We start from the raw sequence: 15,819 nt of genomic DNA, 5'->3' as shown, positions 1-15,819 counted from the left end.
GCTTTCCCGGAAACAGGAAGGGGCGCCGCCTGCGCCTAGGGTTGGCGCAGGGGCGCGGCGGTCGAAGCAGCCGCCGCGCGGATGACCGCGGGCGGGGAAGACGCTGCGCCGGGCGCATGCCGGCCCAGCTTCTCCTCCCACTCCCACAACGCCGATCGCGCGCGGGTCACGTGCGGATCGTTGGCCGGCGCCAGGTGCAGGTAGGTGCGCATCGCGCCGAGCGCGCTCTCGTAGTCCTGCTGTTGTTCGGCCACCAACGCCAGGCCGTAGTAGGCATTGGCCTGGCGTGGCTGCAGCTCGATCGCCGCCTCGAAGAAGCCCCGGGCCGCCTCGGGCTGCGCCAGGCCGATCAGCGCATAGCCCATGTTCACATGCGCTTCCGGCAGCCGCGGCGCCAGCTCCAGCACGCGGTGCAGGGCGGTGACCGCGTGCTCGTACTGCTTCGCGTGCAGCATCACCACTCCCTGCTCGAAGCGCTGCTTCAGTTCCGAGCGCTGCATCTGCTGCTGGTGCTCCATCCGGCTCACGCTGGCCGGTTCGCCGGCGAAGCGGACGATGCCGCCGACCAGCACGAGGGCCGGCACCAGGATGGCGGCGGCCAGCGTCGTCGGGTTTTTCATACGGCGCCCTTGTGCGGCGCGAGGCTGAGGAACGGCACGCCGAAGAAGGTGAGGAAGGCGATGGCGAACACGCCGGCGATCATCAACGCGCCCACGCGCGGCCCGACCTGCCAGGTGATGCGGGCATGCACGGCCGCCGACAGCGCGATCCAGGTGATGAAGGCCCAGGTCTCCAGCGGGTCCCAGGCCCAGAAGCGGCCCCAGGCGTCCTGCGCCCACACGGCCCCGGCAATCAGCATCAGGCTCTCGAACACCAGTCCTGCCAGCATGAAGCGCCAGGCGAGCAGGTCCAGCGCGGCGTCGCCGGGCATGCGGCGGAACCAGCGCGCGCCACGCCTGCTGCGGCGCGCGAGCAGCACGCCGGCGAGTCCGGTGGCGACGAAGGCGCAACCGAGGAAGATCTTTCCGAGCGCCACGTGCACCCAGAGGATAGGCATCTCGTAGGTGGGCGGCAGCAGCGTGTCGGCGGGGTTGGCCACCAGCAGCCAGATGCCCATGACGGATAGCAGCGACAGCACCACGGGCGCGCTCTCACGCAGCAGCGGCAGGCGCAGGCCCGCGATGCGCCAGACCAGGCCCAGGCTCACCAGGCTGCTGGCCAGCACCTCGAACAGGCTCAGGAAGGGGCCGTGGCCGATGCGCGCCCAGCGCAGCGCAATGCCGACGGCCAGCACGGCCAGCGCCAGATCGTGCAGCGACAGCACGCGCACCGGCGCGCTGCGCACCGTGGTCACAGCCGTCACGCGCCAGGCGAGCAGGGCGGAGCCGGCCACCAGCAACGCGCCGAGGTACAGGACCCAGGTATCGATAGCATGCTGGGCGAGGCTCATGCCAGGACTCCTTGCAAGCCGGGTGCCAGCCGGCCGATCCGCCGCCACAAATGCCACGCGAGCCCGGCGACGCCCAGCAGCGCCGCCGCCAGCAGCGGGATCAGCGTGGGATCGTAGAAGATGCGATAGCCCATCCATCCCAGCAGCCGCTCGTAGCGCAGCGTGCCGGATGGCAGGGTGAGCGCGCCGCCCGGGCGCAGTTCGTGCCGGACGCCGGCGGCTTCCACGACCAGCAGCGCGGGCACGTCCTTGGTCGACAGCGTCCAGGCCACCTCCTGCGCGATCGGCCGCTCGATGCGCAGCCAGAAGCGCAGCGCGGTGCCGTCGGGCGCGGTCCAGGCCTGCTCCTGCTTCCAGTCGAACATGGGGTAGCTGGGCATGTGCAGCACTCCCTGCATAGTCTCGGCGCCGGTCGCCTGCCAGGCCAGCAGCGGCGCGAAGCCCTTGTTGGGCGTCGTGTAGAAGCGGTAGCCGGCGAGGATCAGCGCGGTGTCGTCGCCCACCGTGCGCGGTTCCTGCTCGCCCGGCAGCCACGCCAGGCTGCGGGTGTGGGCGCGCTTGACGCCCGGCCGGTAGTCCACCTCCCAGCCGCCCTGGCGGAACTGCAGGCGCTTCCACGCCTCGCCGTGCCACGGACCCTGGCCGGTGACTTCCACCAGCGCAGGATCGAAGAAGCCATCCTGCGCAACCTCGACCCGGCCATCGAAGTGCGTCAGCCGCCCCCAGCCCGCGAGCAGCAGGAACGCCAGCAGTGCGAAGTGGAACAGGCCGAGGCCGCCGCGCCGCAAGGCGGGCCGCATCGCGATCGCGGCGGCCAGGTTGAGGCCCAGGAGCGCGAGCGGGGCGACGAACGCCAGCGTTGGCGCGGCGGGCCAGTGCAGGCCGGCGACGATCACCCCCACCAGCAGCGCGAAGCCGGCGAGCGTGAGCCGAGGCGAGGCGAGGCGTTGCAGCACGTGCTTCATGGCATGTTGCTGCAGGCTTCGCTGCCGCCGCCCATCCAGTCCTTGCCCGATTGTCCATTGCCCGGCGCGCCAGCGGAGCCGCAGTTGGTGTCGACCCAGTTGCCGCTGGCCGCGAAGGTGCGCACCTTGAGCACGGCGTTCAGGTAGTAGGGCGCGTTGTTGTAGCCCGCCGTGGTGTTGTTGCGCACCTGCGTGCCGGCGGCCAGTCCGCCCTCGGGGCCGACATCGTTCAGGTTCACCAGGAAAGCCTTGTTCTTCCAGCCGTGCGGCACGGCGGTGTGGCACCAGCTGCAGCGGATGCGGCCGATCTTGTCCGTGTGGAAGGCGTGCAGGTTGCCCTTGTCGTTGTTGTAGAAGCCGGTCGTGCGGTTGCTGCCGCCGCCCAGGCCGCCCTTGCTCGCATAGTTGGCCGGGTTGTGGCACTTGAAGCACAGGGCATTGGCGGTCTGCGTGCCGGACGAACTGGCGCCCGTGGTGGCGCTCCACTCGCCCTTGAGCAGGAAATTGTTGGTCGAGCCGTGCGGCCCCCACGGGCTGCCGTTCTCGCCGCCGGCCGGCACCACGTCCGCCGGGCCGGTGTTGGAGCCGTGGCAGTCGGTGCAGTACATGGTCTGCGTGCCGACATCGCCGGCAGCGTTGAAGGGCGCGCGCCAGGCGGTGGTGGCCTGGGCGGCCGTCATCTGCCGCACGGCCAGCGAGCGGCCGGTGCTGTCCTGCACCGGGTGCCAGCCACGGTGGTTGTTGCTGCGGTAGTTCACCGAGTAGGTCTGCCCCGGTGGCGTGCCGGCGAAGGCGCCCGAGTCGGTGGTGGTGGTCTCGCCCTTGTGGCCGGCCGGTGCCTGGAACTCCATGGCCTGGTCGGTGAAATTCAGCAGCCCGTTGGTCCCGGAGGGCGTGCCGCCACCGCTGTCGCCCAGCTTGGGCGGCGTGTCGAACGCGTAGCTGGAATGGCACTTCATGCACACCTGGTACTCGCGCGTCACCCACGCGCTGCCCACGGCGTTGCTGGCGCCGACGCCGCCGTCGCCGCGCTTGACGTCGTAGGCAGCCGCCAGGCTGCCGAAGGCTGCGCCGCCGTACACCGGCTGCACGCCATGGCTGCCGCGCAGCACGCCGGAGGCGATGTTGGTGTGGCCGGCCGCGTGGTTGTGCGTGCCGGCGGCATCGGGCGTCGCGGGGTTGGCGTTGAACAACCGGTTCTTCACCACGCGATGCGGGTTGTGGCAGTCGGTGCATTCGACGTGCCGGTTCTTCAGGTCGCCCTTGCCGAGAAGGCGCGGGTCCTCGATGAAGTCCTTGCCCCGCTGCAGGCCGGTGCCGGTGCCGATGTCGTGCACCTCGCCGCCGGTCTGTTGCTCGCTCGATCTGATCGGCATGTGCCGCGGCAGCGAGAAATCGTCCTTGATGTTCGGCACCGTCGCGACGCTGGAGAGCGCGGTCTCGGCGGTGGACGAGTGGCACTGGTAGCAGGTCTCCTCGATGGCGGAATTGCCGCCGGACTTGGGCTTGGCCAGGCTGTCGGTGCCTTCGCGCAGCAGGCGGCGCGCACCTTGCACGGTGTGCGTGTCGTGGCAGGACATGCAGGCCGCGCGCCAGACCGGGAGGTTGGCCGGGAACTCGCGCTGGGTGGCGCCAGCAGCGCTGAACAGTTCGTCGGCCACCAGCGGGTTGGCGTGCGCCGACAGCGCCCACGTCTGGCCGGCCTTCTCGTGGCAGGCCAGGCAGAAGATGTCGCCGGTCTCGGAGAAGGCGCCACCGGTGGGCGTGCTCTCCTGCAGCCGGTTCAGGCGCAGGAACTTGGCTGCTCCCTTGAGCGGATCGGTCTCCTTCAGGTGCGGGTCGTGGCAGGTGGTGCACTGCATCTGCCCGTTCTCCAGCGGCAGCTTGGGCTTGGCGCCGCCGCGCGTGCGCGTGCCGACCACGTTGCCATCCGGGCTGCGCAGTTCGCCGTCGAGCGCCGCGACCGACGCGTCGTAGGTGAAGGAGATCGGGTGATCGTTGGTCAGGTCCACGCCCAGGTTGCGCGTGAAGCCGGTGCTGGCGCCGCTGCCCGCAGGCATCGTGCCGCCGGTGCCGGTGCCCGCCATGTTGATCGTCGGGCTGGCCTGGCCGTTCAGGACGTTGACGCTGCCGATCGCCATCGTGCCGTCGTGGCACGACAGGCACAGGCGCGACAGTCCGCCCGGACCCTTGGAGAGTTCGTCGATGCTGGCGTCGATCGAACTGGATTGGTAGGTGTTGTAGGTGGCGCCGGAGAGCTTGCGGTTCCACAGCGGCGCGCCCGGGATGTTCTCTGCGGAGTGCGGCGTATGGCAGAACACGCAGATCTGCGTTTCGCTGGTCGCCTTGACAGTGCCCGGCCCGTTGGCCGACAGGTTGTGCTTCGTGTTGGCGATGTCCGGAACCTTCGCCGCATACGATGCCGGCGGCAGCAGGGCGAGCAGCACCGTGACGAGCAAGGCGGCCAGGCGCGTGATCATCACTTGCCGCCCAGGAACTGGAACACCGCGACGCGGCCATTGAACATGTCGGCGACGAACACGCGATTGCGCGCATCGACCCAGACCCCGGCGGGCAGGTAGAACTTGCTCGCCTCCACGTCGGTGCCGCCCAGCGCCATCAGGAAGCGGCCCTCGCGGTCGTACACCAGCAGGCTGTCGTGCATGGATTCGACGACATAGACGTTGCCTTCATCGTCGGCGGCCACGCCCTTGGGCCGCACCAGGTTGCCCACGTACAGCCCGCGCTGGCCGATGCGCAACACCGGCTTGCCTTCGCGGTCGAAGCCCTGCACGCGCGCGTTCATCGCGTCGGTCACCAGCAGCGTGCCGTCCGCGAAGGCCAGGTGCGTCGGGTAGTTCAGTTCGCCCGGGCCTTCGCCGCGGTGTCCCCAGGTCGCCAGCAGCTTGCCGTCGTCGTCGAACACCTTGATGTCGTGCGAGTGCGTGTCGGCGACGAACACGCGGCCGCGCTGCGCGTCGCGGGCGATGCCGGTGGGCCGCCGCAGCACGCCGGCGCCGAACTCGCCCAGCGGCGTGCCGTCGCCAGCGAGCCGGAACACGCGACCGAGTTCGGCGTCGCTCACCAGGAACTCGCCGCCGCGTCCCAGCGCGATCGCGATCGGCGCGGCGAAGCGTTCGCGCCGCGAGGCCCGCTCCCACACATCGAGCTTGCCCGCCGCCTCGTCGAACACGTAGATCGCGTTGCGGCTGACATCAGTGACGAGCACGCGGCCGGCAGCGTCCACCACGCCCGACTGCGGCCGCTGCAACGTCACCGGCGTCTCGCGCTCTTCGCCCAGGCCGGCGATCCAGGCCAGCAGCTTGCGGCCGCCGCCGTCCTTGGGCTTGAAGTTGCTCTCGCCCAGCAGCTGGCCGAGGTAACGGTAGCGCGGCTCCTCCTGCGTTTGCGGCGGCGGGAACAGGCGGGCGCTGGCATTCTGCGGCGCATCCAGCTGCATCACCATGGGTTCGCTGGCGCAGCCGACGAGCAGCAGCACGACGGCACAAAGCAGCAGTTGCGGCGCGCTCATCGCCGTCCCTCCGGTGCCATGGGCAGGCCGACGTTCACCATTTGCCCGGCCCCTTCGTTTCCGACGCGCCGTAGATGCCCGGCGCGACCCCCGGCTTGCCGGAGTGGCACAGGTCGCAGCGGTCCGGTGTCCAGGCGATCTGACCGTTGTGGCACATGCCGCAAAAGCGCCCTTCGATGATGTCGTTCATCTGGATCGCATTGGACCCTGCCCGCATCTTGAAGCCCAGTTCCGAATGGCACACCTTGCAGCGAAAGCGGATGCGGTGGAACCAGTGCGGAAACACCACCGGCCGCATGCCGTTCTTCGTGGACGCGCGGTCCAGGACCACGTCCGCGTACTCCGCCGCCGCCGGCATGGCGACGCCCAGCCCGAGCGCCAGCACGAGTGCGCAGGGCACGAGGTTCACGGAGGCGTCGCCTCGCGCACCAGCGCGTTGCCGAAGGCCTGGTGCTCGGGGCTGCCGCGCTCCACGCTGTGGCAGCGCTTGCATTCGGTCAGCGGGAACGCGACCGCCCCGTGGCACAGCCCGCATTTCTCCCCGGACAGGATCAGCATCATGTTGATCTTCGTCGCGCCGGCCTGCTGCTCGAACAGGCCCGCGGCGCCGTGGCAGTTGCTGCAATCGAGCCAGGCGGTGTGCTGGCGATGCGGGAAGCGCACCATCGCCATCTCGCCGGTGTTCTTCAGCAGCACCTCGGACAGCCGCAGGTTGACCCGGGTCTCCGGCAGGATGTTGGTGCGCGGCTGGATCGCGCCCTCGTCCAGTGCCTTGACCCAGCGGACCTGGTTGCCGACTGCGTCGTGCGGCAGCGCCGCCAGCGCCTCGCCCGGTTCCTGCAGCACGCCCAGCGCCGGACTGCGCGGATCGTGCAGACCGTCAGCCGCGATCCGCACCCAGCCCCGGTTCTGTGCCAGTGCCGCCAGGCCCATCGCTGCCAGCAACAGCGCGAGCAGCCACCGCACGCCTGCGCGCTGGCGCGCAACTGCGCGTCGCAGGGTGCTTGCAGGCAGGCAGCCACGGGCCATGGTCATCCCGGGATGTAGACACCGGCGGCGCGGATTGCCTTCACCAGTTCGCGCGTGGAGTCCTCCAGCGTGCGGATCGCGCTCCGGTGGTCGTTGCGGGACGCTTCGCCCTCCGCCTGCGTGCGCAGCTTGCCGGAGGCGGCCACTGCCTGGTCCACCATCGCATCGCCATGGCGGTCCTTCAGCAGCATCTGCACCAGCATGCGGTGGGTGTCGTTGCGGTCGACTTCGTAGGCGTATTCGTCGGCCGGCGTGGCGAAGTTCAGCGAGCGCACGAGCGTATCCCCCTCGCGCTGGCTGCCGATCGCTGCCTTCACCGTGAGGTACGCCTGGTCCAGGGTGTGGCGTGCGTCGGTCAGCCGGCCGGCTGCCGCCAGCTTGTCCGCCTCGCCGATCAGGGCCTCGGCCTGCCGCGACGGTTCGGCCGCGCGGGTGCCGCCCTTCTCGGCGGAGATGCGCTTTTGCGCCTCGATCAGCGCGCGCGTGGAGTCCAGCCGCGCCTGGTAGTCGGCGCGCTGCTTGGCTTCGGTCACCTGCGACGGGGCGGCCAGGCGCACGCCGTCGAACATCGCGCGGGAGGATTCGTCCAGGAGTTTCGCCGCCTTCTCCAGCTCGCCGGCGGTCAGCGCGACACGGGCGCGCTGGTGCAGTTCACGCGCGTCGGCGCGCCGGGCTGCCGCTTCGACTACGCCGCTGGCCTCGATCTGCCTGGCGCCCGAGGAGGTCTCGATCAGCGTGCCGGTCGATTGCAGCTTGCGTTCCAGCTGCTCCCGGTCGATCGACATCCGCGGCTGGGCGCAGGCCATGCCCGCGGCGAGGCACAGGACGAGCGAAATGGCGGCGCCGCGCACGTTGCGCGGGGAGAGGAAGGTGCTCATCGGGATTCCATCGTCTGCGGCACCACCAGGCCGGCGGCCTGCAGCGCCCGCCGCAAGGCGTCGGTGCCGTCGCTGATGTCCTTGATGGCCGCGAGCGGGTTGCGGGCGAACTGCGCCTCGGCGCGCTCGCGCAGTTCGCGCGCCTGCGTCACGTTGCGCTCGGCCAGCGCCCGGGCTTCCGGCGCCGGCCTGAACTCCAGCAGCGCCAGCGGCACCAGCCGCTCGAAGCTGCGATGGCGCTCCAGCTCGAACGCGAACTCTTCGTGGCGATCCGCGAAGCGCACGTCGTACACGATCGTGTGGCCCGCCAGCCGCGCCGAGGCGTCCCGCAGCAGCAGCATCAGCGCCGCATCGAGCTGCTTGTTGGCCTCGATGTAGCGGTCGGCGCGCGCCAGCTGGCCGGCCTGGTCGGCCAGCAGGTCGGCGCGGGCCAGCATCATGTCGCGGCTTTCGCCCTGCGTGGCGGCAGCCGGGGGCAGGGCGATCTGTGCGGTGCGCTTGAGCGCGGCGACGCTGTCTTCCAGTTGCGCGTAGCGGGAGCGCTCGCCGGCCTGCTGCGTGCCGGGGTCGGGCACCAGCTGCTGCGCGCGGCTGATCTCCCAGATCGCTTCGTTCAGCAGGCCGTCGGCGGCGCGCAGCAGGCCGTCGGTGCGCAACGCCGCGGCGTGCGCGGCCAGTTCGCGGGCGTGGCCGAAGTGCCATCGCGCCTGCTCGTTGCCGCTGCTCAGGACGCGCGCCGCCACCGGCGACTCGTTCAGCACCTTGTCGACCATCGCGCTCTTTTGCGCGAGGACTTGCGGCGACACGACCGCTGCGGCGGCGGTGCCGGGCTGCGCGCGCGGCTCGCCAGCCAGTTGCAGCAGGACGAGTGCCACGGCAGCGTGGCAGCGGTAGGACTTGATGTTCATGGTCTCCTCCGGTCGCGAGTGGCCATCACCGCGGAGCGGCCTGGGTCTGGCCGGCCGCGCTCTCCGCCGGCGGGGTGCTGACGACCGCCGCGGTAGCGGTCGCCTTGGGCCTGGAGTGGCACAGGCGGCACTCCGACACCGGGAAGGCAACCTTGCCGTGGCATACCCCGCACTGCTGCCCGAGCAGGATGCTGGCCATGCTGATCTGGTTCGCGCCCTTTTGCGGCTTGAAGATGGCCGGGTGGCAGTTGGAGCAGTCCAGCCATTCCGTGTGCTGCTTGTGCGGGTACACCACATCCGGCATGGAGCCCTTCACCTCGCGCACTATGTTCAGGTCCATCACTGCCGGCACCGCCTTGGGGTCGAGCCGGTCGGCGCGCGGATTGATCTTGCCGTCGTGCAGCGACTTGACCCAGTCGACGCGGTTGCCGGCGTTGCTGCGCGTGAGCTCGTTGAAGGCCAGGGTCGGCGGCTGCAGCGCCAGCGTCGCGTCGTTGCCGGGATCGTGGATGCCGTCCTCCGCCGGCGGCCGGTTGCGCAGTTGTGGCCGCAGCAAACGGTTGAAGGTGTTGACGCCGGCTTGGGCGCCGGCGGGCTGGAGGGCAGCCGTCATCGTCGCCGCAGCTGCTGGCGGCGCCGCAGGGGCCCTGGGAGCAGTGAGCACCGGGGCAGCAGGAGCCGCCACCACGGCAGGCACGGGGGCCACTGCAGCCGCAGCCATGGGCTTGGCCGCCCCCGCGGTGCTCGCTGCGGCCGGCGCGGCGGCGGCAGCCTTGGCCGCGGGCGCAGCCGCCAAAGCAGGCGCTTTCGCGGCTGCGAGGGCCGCAGCCGGCCTGGCCGGCGCCGCCGGCACGCCGGCGGACTGCGACACCATGTAGGCGATCGCATTCTGCAATTGCCCGTCGGTCAGTCCCGGCATGGCCCCCCTGGCTGGCATCGCACCCTTGCCGGCCCTGGCGCTGGCCAGCAGGGTGGCGAGTCCCTGCGCCGCGCGCGGCTTCCAGGCAGCGGCATCGCCCACCTTGGGCGCGCCCAGCACGCCGGTGCCGTGGCAGGCGACGCAACCGCCTTCGTAGACGCCCTTGCCGGCCGCGAGATCCTGCGCCGCGGCCGCCAGTGCGAACGAGGCCAGGGCCGCGGCCGCGAGCGCCGCCAGTGCGGTGCGGGCGCTCATGGCTTCTTCTCCGTGGCGGCCGGCGCGACCAGCGAGTTGGTCGTGCTCTCGTGCACCTGGGTCGGCGTGCCGGGCTTGGCCGAGTGGCACATGTTGCAGTTCTCGATGTTCCACGCGACCTCGCCGTTGTGGCAGGCGCCGCAGAACTGGCCGTCGATCACCTTGACCATGTTGATCTCGTTGCCGCCGGCCTTGAACTTGAAGCCCAGGTCTGCGTGGCACACCTTGCAGCGGTAGCGGATGCGGTGGAACCAGTGCGGGAACACCACCGGCCGCATGCCCGCCTGGTCGGAGTAGTTGTTGATGACCACGTCGCCGTATTCCGCGTGCGCCTGCGGCGCCAGCAAGCCGGCAAACAGCGCGCATCCGAACAGCGCCACGCCGGCGGCGACGCGCGCGGCGGGGGGCATCCGCTTGCTCGATCTCGACATCTCACCCTCACTTGGTTGTCGTCGCCGCGGTCAGTCGCCAAAGCTGCGCTGCACGCGGAACATCAGGGATTCCCGTCGCCTGCCATCCACTTCGGCGACCCGCAGCACCAGCTGGGTTTCGATCCGGCCGATGCTGTAGTCGAGCCGGTTTTCCCAGAGCCTGGTCTCACGATCGGGAAGGGACAGCAGGATTCCAGGTTGTTTCAGCACGTCCTGGGCCAGCTTCAGGCGCGAGATGAAGCGCAGCCGCGCGATGCCGAAAGGCCGCTGGTGGCGGTACGTGATCTCGCCGCTGGCGGCGCGCGAGCTGCTGCGGCCCGGGAGGGTCACGTCGCCCCCCGTGGACACGCTGTCGATCTGCTGCGACGTGCGCTGCCAGGTGAGGTCGCCGCCGAGGGAGCGGCGGTTGTCCAGTTCGAAATTTCCGGAAAGCTGGAAATTGAACAACTGGAACCGGTTGTCCCGTCCCAGCTCCGTCGCGTCGCTGTAGCTCGCGCGGGCATAGGCACTGCGGTCGCTGCCGCCGGTCTGCCAGGTGCCGGCCAGCGTGTTCAGCAGCGTGCGCGACGAGCCGAGTCCCAGCTCGCCGTCGGCGTGCAGGTTGCTCTGGTTGTCGTTCCAGGACAGCGTCTGCGCCGCGTTCAGGCCCAGCGTCGATTGCGCGCCGAGCGCCCAGTTGCGCGCGAAGCTGTGTCCGAGCTGCAGGTTCAGCGAGGTCTGCCGCTCGCGCTCCAGTCGCGTGCCGTCGTTCACCGCCGCGCCCGCCGAGCCGTTCGCGAACCAGTCGTAGCGCCCGCCCGCCAGCGGCACCGTGTCACCCTGGTACGCAGCGCCGACCGAGCCGGTGAAACCGAGGGCATCGCTGCCGCCGCTGCGCGTCGTGCTGACGGCGGCATTGCCGGTCAGGCGCAGATTGGGATTGAGCTCGTAGTTGGCGCCCAGGGTGGCGCCGGCGGAATCGAGCGCGGTGCCGGCCAGGCCCTCGCGCAGCGACAGGTAGCGGCCGCTGCCGGTCAGCGTCAGCGGCGAGCCCTCGCCGTGCCACAGGCCGACGCTGGACACCTGCAGCACCTTCAGGTCGCTCGGCGCCGTGGCCAGGCTCTCCTGCGTGCGCGTCCAGTTCGCGGTGGTGTTCACCGACAGGGCGTTGCCCGGCGCGTACTGGTGGCGCGCGACCAGGCTGGCGAAGCTGCTGTCGTCGTCCAGGCCGATGCTGCGGGCGCGGCTGAAGGAGGCCCCGAGATTGAGCTCGTTGGCGCGCCAGCGCGTGCCGAAGTCGCCGCTGACGGTGTCCTGCTTCGCGTTGAAACCCAGGCCGCTCTGCTCGCGGTGGTCGTAAGCGCCCGTCAGGTCGAAGCCGCCGGAGAGCGGGCGATACCGCTGGGAAAATCCGATGTTCTGCGTGCGGAAGTCGAGGCTGGAGGCCACCCCGCTGCCGATCCGGCTGTCGCTGTGCTCGACATGCGCCTCGAACGGGAAGCGGCTTTGGGCAAAGACGTCGAGCCGCCCGGTGCCGGTGATGAACTGCTCGCGGGCCTTGATGCTCTCGCTGAGCGAGGCCGTGCTGCCCTCGTCGAAGCTGCGCCGGGTCCAGTCGCTACTCAGGTTGAGCGTGCCGCCGACGGTGGCGAACCACGGCTGGAAGATGTAGGTGCGCGCTGCCAGGCTGGCGGTGAGCAGGTGCGACAGCGAACTGCCTTCGTGGCCGCCGTGGGAGGCGCGCAGGTCATAGGAGAGCGAGCCGCCCACGCGCACCGGCGGCAGTCGCCATTCGCGGCCGGGGGTGTCGGCGCCGTCGGCAGGCGGGGCCAGGGCGGCGGCCGGCGGGGAGTCTGCCGGCTGCTGCTGCTGTGCTGCCACGCTGGCCGCGGTGGCGACACCGGCGAGCAGGGTGAGCCAGGTGCGGCGGGCGGTTTGCATTCACTGCCCGCGGCTCACGGCGTTCGTCCCTAGCGCGCGGCCGCGCCGTCGTCCGCCTTGGCCAGCGGCAACAAGCGAGATTCGTCGAGCGTGACGGGGTTGTCCCGGCGCAGCGTTGCCAGCAGCGCGTTCCACGCCTCGTCGCCCTTGCCGCGCAGGTACAGGTCGCGCGCGCGATCGCGCACGCCGGCCAGCGGGTTCAGCACGGGCAGCTTGCGTTCCAGCAGGCGCAGCACCGCCACGCCTTCGAGCACGGCGACCGGCTCGCTGGTCTCGCCCGGCTTCATCCGGTCCACGGCCTGCTGCGCCGGCTCGGGCAGCATGCCCTGGTGGAGGTAGCCCAGGTCGCCGCCCCGTTCGGCCGAAGGATCGCTCGAGTGCACCTTGGCGAGCTCGGCGAAGGAGGCGCCCTTTTTCAGGCGGCCGACGATCGCCGCGGCTTCCTGCCGGGCACCGTCCCACTGCGCCTGCGGCGAGGAGGGATCGACCTTCAGCAGGATCATCTGCAGGTGCACCTGCTCGGGCGAGGTGAACTTGTCCTTGTGCGCCTGGTAGTACTGTTCGATCTGCGCGGTCGTCGGCTCGCTGACGGCCTTCACCTGCGTCGCGAGCTGCTCGATGATGCTGTCACGTTCCAGCTTCGCCACCAGCCCGGGCACCACCTGCGGGCGATCGAGCTTCCATTGCGCGCTGTCCTTGTAGCGCTCGTCGTAGCCGGCGATCACCTTGTGCACGGCGCCGGCGTCGGGCGCGATCTTGCGTCGCCTCGCTTCGCGGGCGAGCAGGAGGTCGTCCACGAGACTCTGGCCGACCTCGCGCTGCAGCTTCGCGATATCGGCTTGCGGCGGCTTGCCGTGATAGAACTTGCTGCGCGCGGCCTGCGCGAACGCGGCGTCGAAATCCTGGTGCGTGATCACGGTCTCGCCGACCTTGGCGAACGGCGCGGCATTCGAGCGTGCGGACGCCGGTGCCGGGGCTTGCGCCGCGACCGGCGCGGCGGTGGCAGCGGCCGCGCCGATCGGCAGCGTGGCGAGCGCCATGCAGGTGGCCAGCGCGGCGCGGGTGAAGGGAAGGGTCTTCATGGACATGCTCTTTCGCCTCGGTGAAAAAGAAAAGGGGCCATCAGGCCCCGTGGTATTGCACTGAGTGCAAGACATGTGCCGGACGCATCCGGCACGACTTGCTTTACTTCACGTGGCAGGACAGGCACACGGCGCTGCCATCGTTCTTGATGCGCAGGAAGGTGGTGTTGCTGGTGTGCGGGTCATGGCAGCTCGCGCACTCGACGAAGGGCTCCGGATCGGTCTGGCCGACGTAGCCCGCGACGGCGGCGCGCGTGTACAGCAGCATGTCGGTCTTCTGGCGCGTGCCGTTGGGGGTCGCTTCGGTGTCGACCCACCACACGGTGGTGCCGTTGATCTCGGCGTTGGCCGGCATCTTGAAGTCGCCGTCCCTCAGCGTGCCGGTCCTGGCCGTGGTGCTCAGGCCGCCACCGCCGTACTGGATGCCGATCGGGTGGTCATTGCGCAGGTCCTGGCCGATCTTGGTGATCAGGCCGTCCTTGAGCACGCCGCCGATCTGGTTGGCGCCGGACCAGGTGCCGGTGTTGAAGTCGGTGACGAGACCGGAGCCCGGCTGGTTGATCACCGCGCTCATCGACGTCACGCCGTCATGGCACGAGAGGCAGGCAATGGAAACGGAGCCGACCGGCGCCACCTTGCCGTCCAGCGTGGAAGTGCCCAGGCTGTCATAGGTGGTGAAGGTGTTCGGGTTCGGCAGCGTGCGGTTCCAGAGCGGCACCGCGGCGCTGGTGTCCGCTCCGTGCGGCGTGTGGCAGAACACGCAGATCTCGGTGGTGCCGCTGAACTTGTTGATCCCGGTGCCGCTGGCCCCCAGGTTGTGCCTGGTGCTGGCGATCTGCGCGTGCGCCGGCATGTACATCGTCATTCCGATCACGGCGACGGCCAGGGCCATCAGCAGTGTTCCGACTCCCCTTGCGGCCTTCGCCTGCGCGGCCCCTTGCTTCCAGCCCATGTCCATCTCCTTGGAAAGTTGTGAGGCAGCGGACCTTCCCGCAACCATCACGGGGCAAGTCGCATCTTGCGTGCCAAGCCCGAAAGCCGTGATTTGCGCCCGAAAGGACCTCCACAATTGATCCACGTCAAAGGGGTCGAAGGGGGCTTCCCGCATCCAGGAATCGGCGCCTCGCCCTTTCCCGGAAGCAGGCACGCAGCGCTCAGCGCGCCGTCAAGGGCGCGGCGGCGGCGGGCTGGCCAGGCGTCGGCACCAGCGCGGGGGTCACTGCGGCAGTGGCCGCGGGCTGGCCGTAGCGGGCGGACGCGGGCAGGTCGGCCGGCCGGAACACCTCCACCTTGCGGAAGAACTGGTCGGCCATGTAGATGCGGCCGTCACTGTCCACTGCGATTCCCGAGGGCAGCATGAACTTCGCCGGGCCGTCGCTGGCGCCGCGGCTGCCCACGTCCAGCAACAGCTGGCCGGCGGGATTGAAGATCTGGAAGTTGCCGAAGGCCGTGTCGACCACGTACAGGTTGCCGACAGCGTCGCTGGCGATTTCCTTCGGGCGCGAGAACTGGCCGCTCTGCCGGCCGATGGCGCCAAAGGTCCTCACGAACTTGCCGTCGACATCGAACACCTGCACGCGGAAGTTGCCGCCGTCCACCACGTACAGCTGCCCGCCGGCGCCCACGGCCACATCGCGCGGCAGGTTGAATTCGCCCGGGCCGTCGCCGCGCCTGCCGATCTCGAACAGCAGCTTGCCGGAGTCGAGGTCCAGCACGCGCACCTTGTGGTCCGGCTTGTCCACGCCGCCCGCGTCCACGACGTACAGACGCTTGCGCGCGTTGTCGATCGCCACGCCCACGGGCCGGCTCCATTGCATGTCCTGGCCGATCGCGCGGACAAACTTGCCGCTGGCGTCGTACACGTGCACCCGCTTGAGCGTGCCGTCGACCACGTACAGGTTGCCGCGGTCGTCGAGGTCCAGGCCGAAGGGCATGCGCAGCGAGCCGGGATCGTCGGCGCCGATGCGCGTGAAGGTCTTTGCGTTCAGGTCATAGACGGCGACGTTGCGGGCGACGGTGTCACCGACGTAGACCTTGCCATTACGCGCCGCGATGCCATAAGGCTTGTCCAGCGCCTGGCCGGTGCGGCCCTCGCCGGTGACCATGCGGCGCAGTGTGCCGTCCTTGTCGTCAGCCACCACGTCGGCGCTGCTGCGAATGCTGCGCTCCCAGTAGACGCGGGCGGCTTCCGGCGGCGGCGGAAAGGCGGGGATCTCTGCCGGCTTCGCGGATGAGACCTTGGGTGCCTCGGCACAGGCTGCCAGCAGCACTCCGGCCATTCCCACAAGCGCGCAGCGGCGGCTCGGATTCGAGAATCGGGAGGTCATGTGTGGGGTGTCTCCGGGTTGGGGTGCCGGCACCTGCCGGCCGTTGGTCGGAGGGCGAAAACGCAAGCGTCGTGCCACCCGCGGATCAGGTGGCATCGAAGTTGCAGGCCAGCCGCTATCTCA

Annotated in this window: 15 protein-coding genes; all 15 read right to left on the bottom strand. The window is 70.2% G+C overall.

Going from position 1 to position 15,819, the window contains the following annotated elements; all coding sequences use genetic code 11:
* Nucleotides 1-35: 35 nt before the first annotated feature.
* The 15 genes from JWP60_RS01625 to JWP60_RS01555 all read right to left on the bottom strand — a co-directional run bounded on the left by JWP60_RS01625 (nt 36) and on the right by JWP60_RS01555 (nt 15,696).
* Nucleotides 36-620, bottom strand: a complete 585-nt coding sequence (locus JWP60_RS01625) for a tetratricopeptide repeat protein (protein ID WP_299785731.1) — start codon at nt 618-620, stop codon at nt 36-38.
* Nucleotides 617-1,450 (bottom strand): cytochrome c biogenesis protein CcsA, encoded by an 834-nt coding sequence (ccsA, locus tag JWP60_RS01620; protein ID WP_299785729.1) that lies wholly within the window; start codon nt 1,448-1,450, stop codon nt 617-619. Before ccsA ends, JWP60_RS01625 begins: the two co-directional genes overlap by 4 nt.
* Nucleotides 1,447-2,415 carry a hypothetical protein gene (locus JWP60_RS01615; protein WP_299785727.1) on the bottom strand — a complete coding sequence of 323 codons (969 nt, stop codon included), beginning with the start codon at nt 2,413-2,415 and terminating at the stop codon, nt 1,447-1,449. The genes ccsA and JWP60_RS01615 overlap by 4 nt, the downstream gene beginning before the upstream one ends.
* The gene (locus tag JWP60_RS01610) at nt 2,412-4,895 is read right to left on the bottom strand and encodes a cytochrome c3 family protein (RefSeq protein ID WP_299785809.1); all 2,484 of its coding nucleotides are present in this window, start codon (nt 4,893-4,895) and stop codon (nt 2,412-2,414) included. The genes JWP60_RS01615 and JWP60_RS01610 overlap by 4 nt, the downstream gene beginning before the upstream one ends.
* Entirely contained in the window at nt 4,895-5,947 is a 1,053-nt protein-coding gene (locus tag JWP60_RS01605; protein WP_299785725.1) for a 6-bladed beta-propeller, read from the bottom strand. The genes JWP60_RS01610 and JWP60_RS01605 overlap by 1 nt, the downstream gene beginning before the upstream one ends.
* Before the next feature lie 34 nt (nt 5,948-5,981).
* Nucleotides 5,982-6,356 carry a c(7)-type cytochrome triheme domain-containing protein gene (locus JWP60_RS01600; protein WP_299785723.1) on the bottom strand — a complete coding sequence of 125 codons (375 nt, stop codon included), beginning with the start codon at nt 6,354-6,356 and terminating at the stop codon, nt 5,982-5,984.
* Complete coding sequence (locus tag JWP60_RS01595; protein ID WP_299785721.1) at nt 6,353-6,982, bottom strand: c(7)-type cytochrome triheme domain-containing protein; 630 nt, start codon at nt 6,980-6,982, stop codon at nt 6,353-6,355. The genes JWP60_RS01600 and JWP60_RS01595 overlap by 4 nt, the downstream gene beginning before the upstream one ends.
* Complete coding sequence (locus JWP60_RS01590; RefSeq protein ID WP_299785719.1) at nt 6,979-7,854, bottom strand: hypothetical protein; 876 nt, start codon at nt 7,852-7,854, stop codon at nt 6,979-6,981. Before JWP60_RS01590 ends, JWP60_RS01595 begins: the two co-directional genes overlap by 4 nt.
* Complete coding sequence (locus tag JWP60_RS01585; RefSeq protein ID WP_299785717.1) at nt 7,851-8,762, bottom strand: hypothetical protein; 912 nt, start codon at nt 8,760-8,762, stop codon at nt 7,851-7,853. Before JWP60_RS01585 ends, JWP60_RS01590 begins: the two co-directional genes overlap by 4 nt.
* Nucleotides 8,763-8,787: 25 nt before the next feature.
* On the bottom strand, nt 8,788-9,936 hold the full coding sequence (locus tag JWP60_RS01580; protein WP_299785715.1) for a c(7)-type cytochrome triheme domain-containing protein: 1,149 nt from the start codon (nt 9,934-9,936) through the stop codon (nt 8,788-8,790).
* The gene (locus JWP60_RS01575) at nt 9,933-10,367 is read right to left on the bottom strand and encodes a c(7)-type cytochrome triheme domain-containing protein (RefSeq protein WP_299785713.1); all 435 of its coding nucleotides are present in this window, start codon (nt 10,365-10,367) and stop codon (nt 9,933-9,935) included. The genes JWP60_RS01580 and JWP60_RS01575 overlap by 4 nt, the downstream gene beginning before the upstream one ends.
* A 30-nt stretch (nt 10,368-10,397) precedes the next feature.
* Nucleotides 10,398-12,287 carry a hypothetical protein gene (locus tag JWP60_RS01570; RefSeq protein ID WP_299785711.1) on the bottom strand — a complete coding sequence of 630 codons (1,890 nt, stop codon included), beginning with the start codon at nt 12,285-12,287 and terminating at the stop codon, nt 10,398-10,400.
* Nucleotides 12,288-12,316: 29 nt separating this feature from the next.
* Complete coding sequence (locus JWP60_RS01565; RefSeq protein WP_299785709.1) at nt 12,317-13,369, bottom strand: peptidylprolyl isomerase; 1,053 nt, start codon at nt 13,367-13,369, stop codon at nt 12,317-12,319.
* Nucleotides 13,370-13,472: 103 nt separating this feature from the next.
* Nucleotides 13,473-14,321 (bottom strand): cytochrome c3 family protein, encoded by an 849-nt coding sequence (locus JWP60_RS01560; RefSeq protein ID WP_299785707.1) that lies wholly within the window; start codon nt 14,319-14,321, stop codon nt 13,473-13,475.
* A gap of 202 nt (nt 14,322-14,523) precedes the next feature.
* Nucleotides 14,524-15,696 carry a 6-bladed beta-propeller gene (locus tag JWP60_RS01555; protein ID WP_299785705.1) on the bottom strand — a complete coding sequence of 391 codons (1,173 nt, stop codon included), beginning with the start codon at nt 15,694-15,696 and terminating at the stop codon, nt 14,524-14,526.
* Between the last annotated feature and the right edge of the window lie 123 nt (nt 15,697-15,819).

It is taken from the genome of Ramlibacter sp. (genome assembly GCF_028291745.1).
GTDB lineage: Bacteria > Pseudomonadota > Gammaproteobacteria > Burkholderiales > Burkholderiaceae_C > Ramlibacter.
Note: the sequence above shows the minus strand (reverse complement) of the source record. Positions and strands in the feature narration are given on the sequence as shown.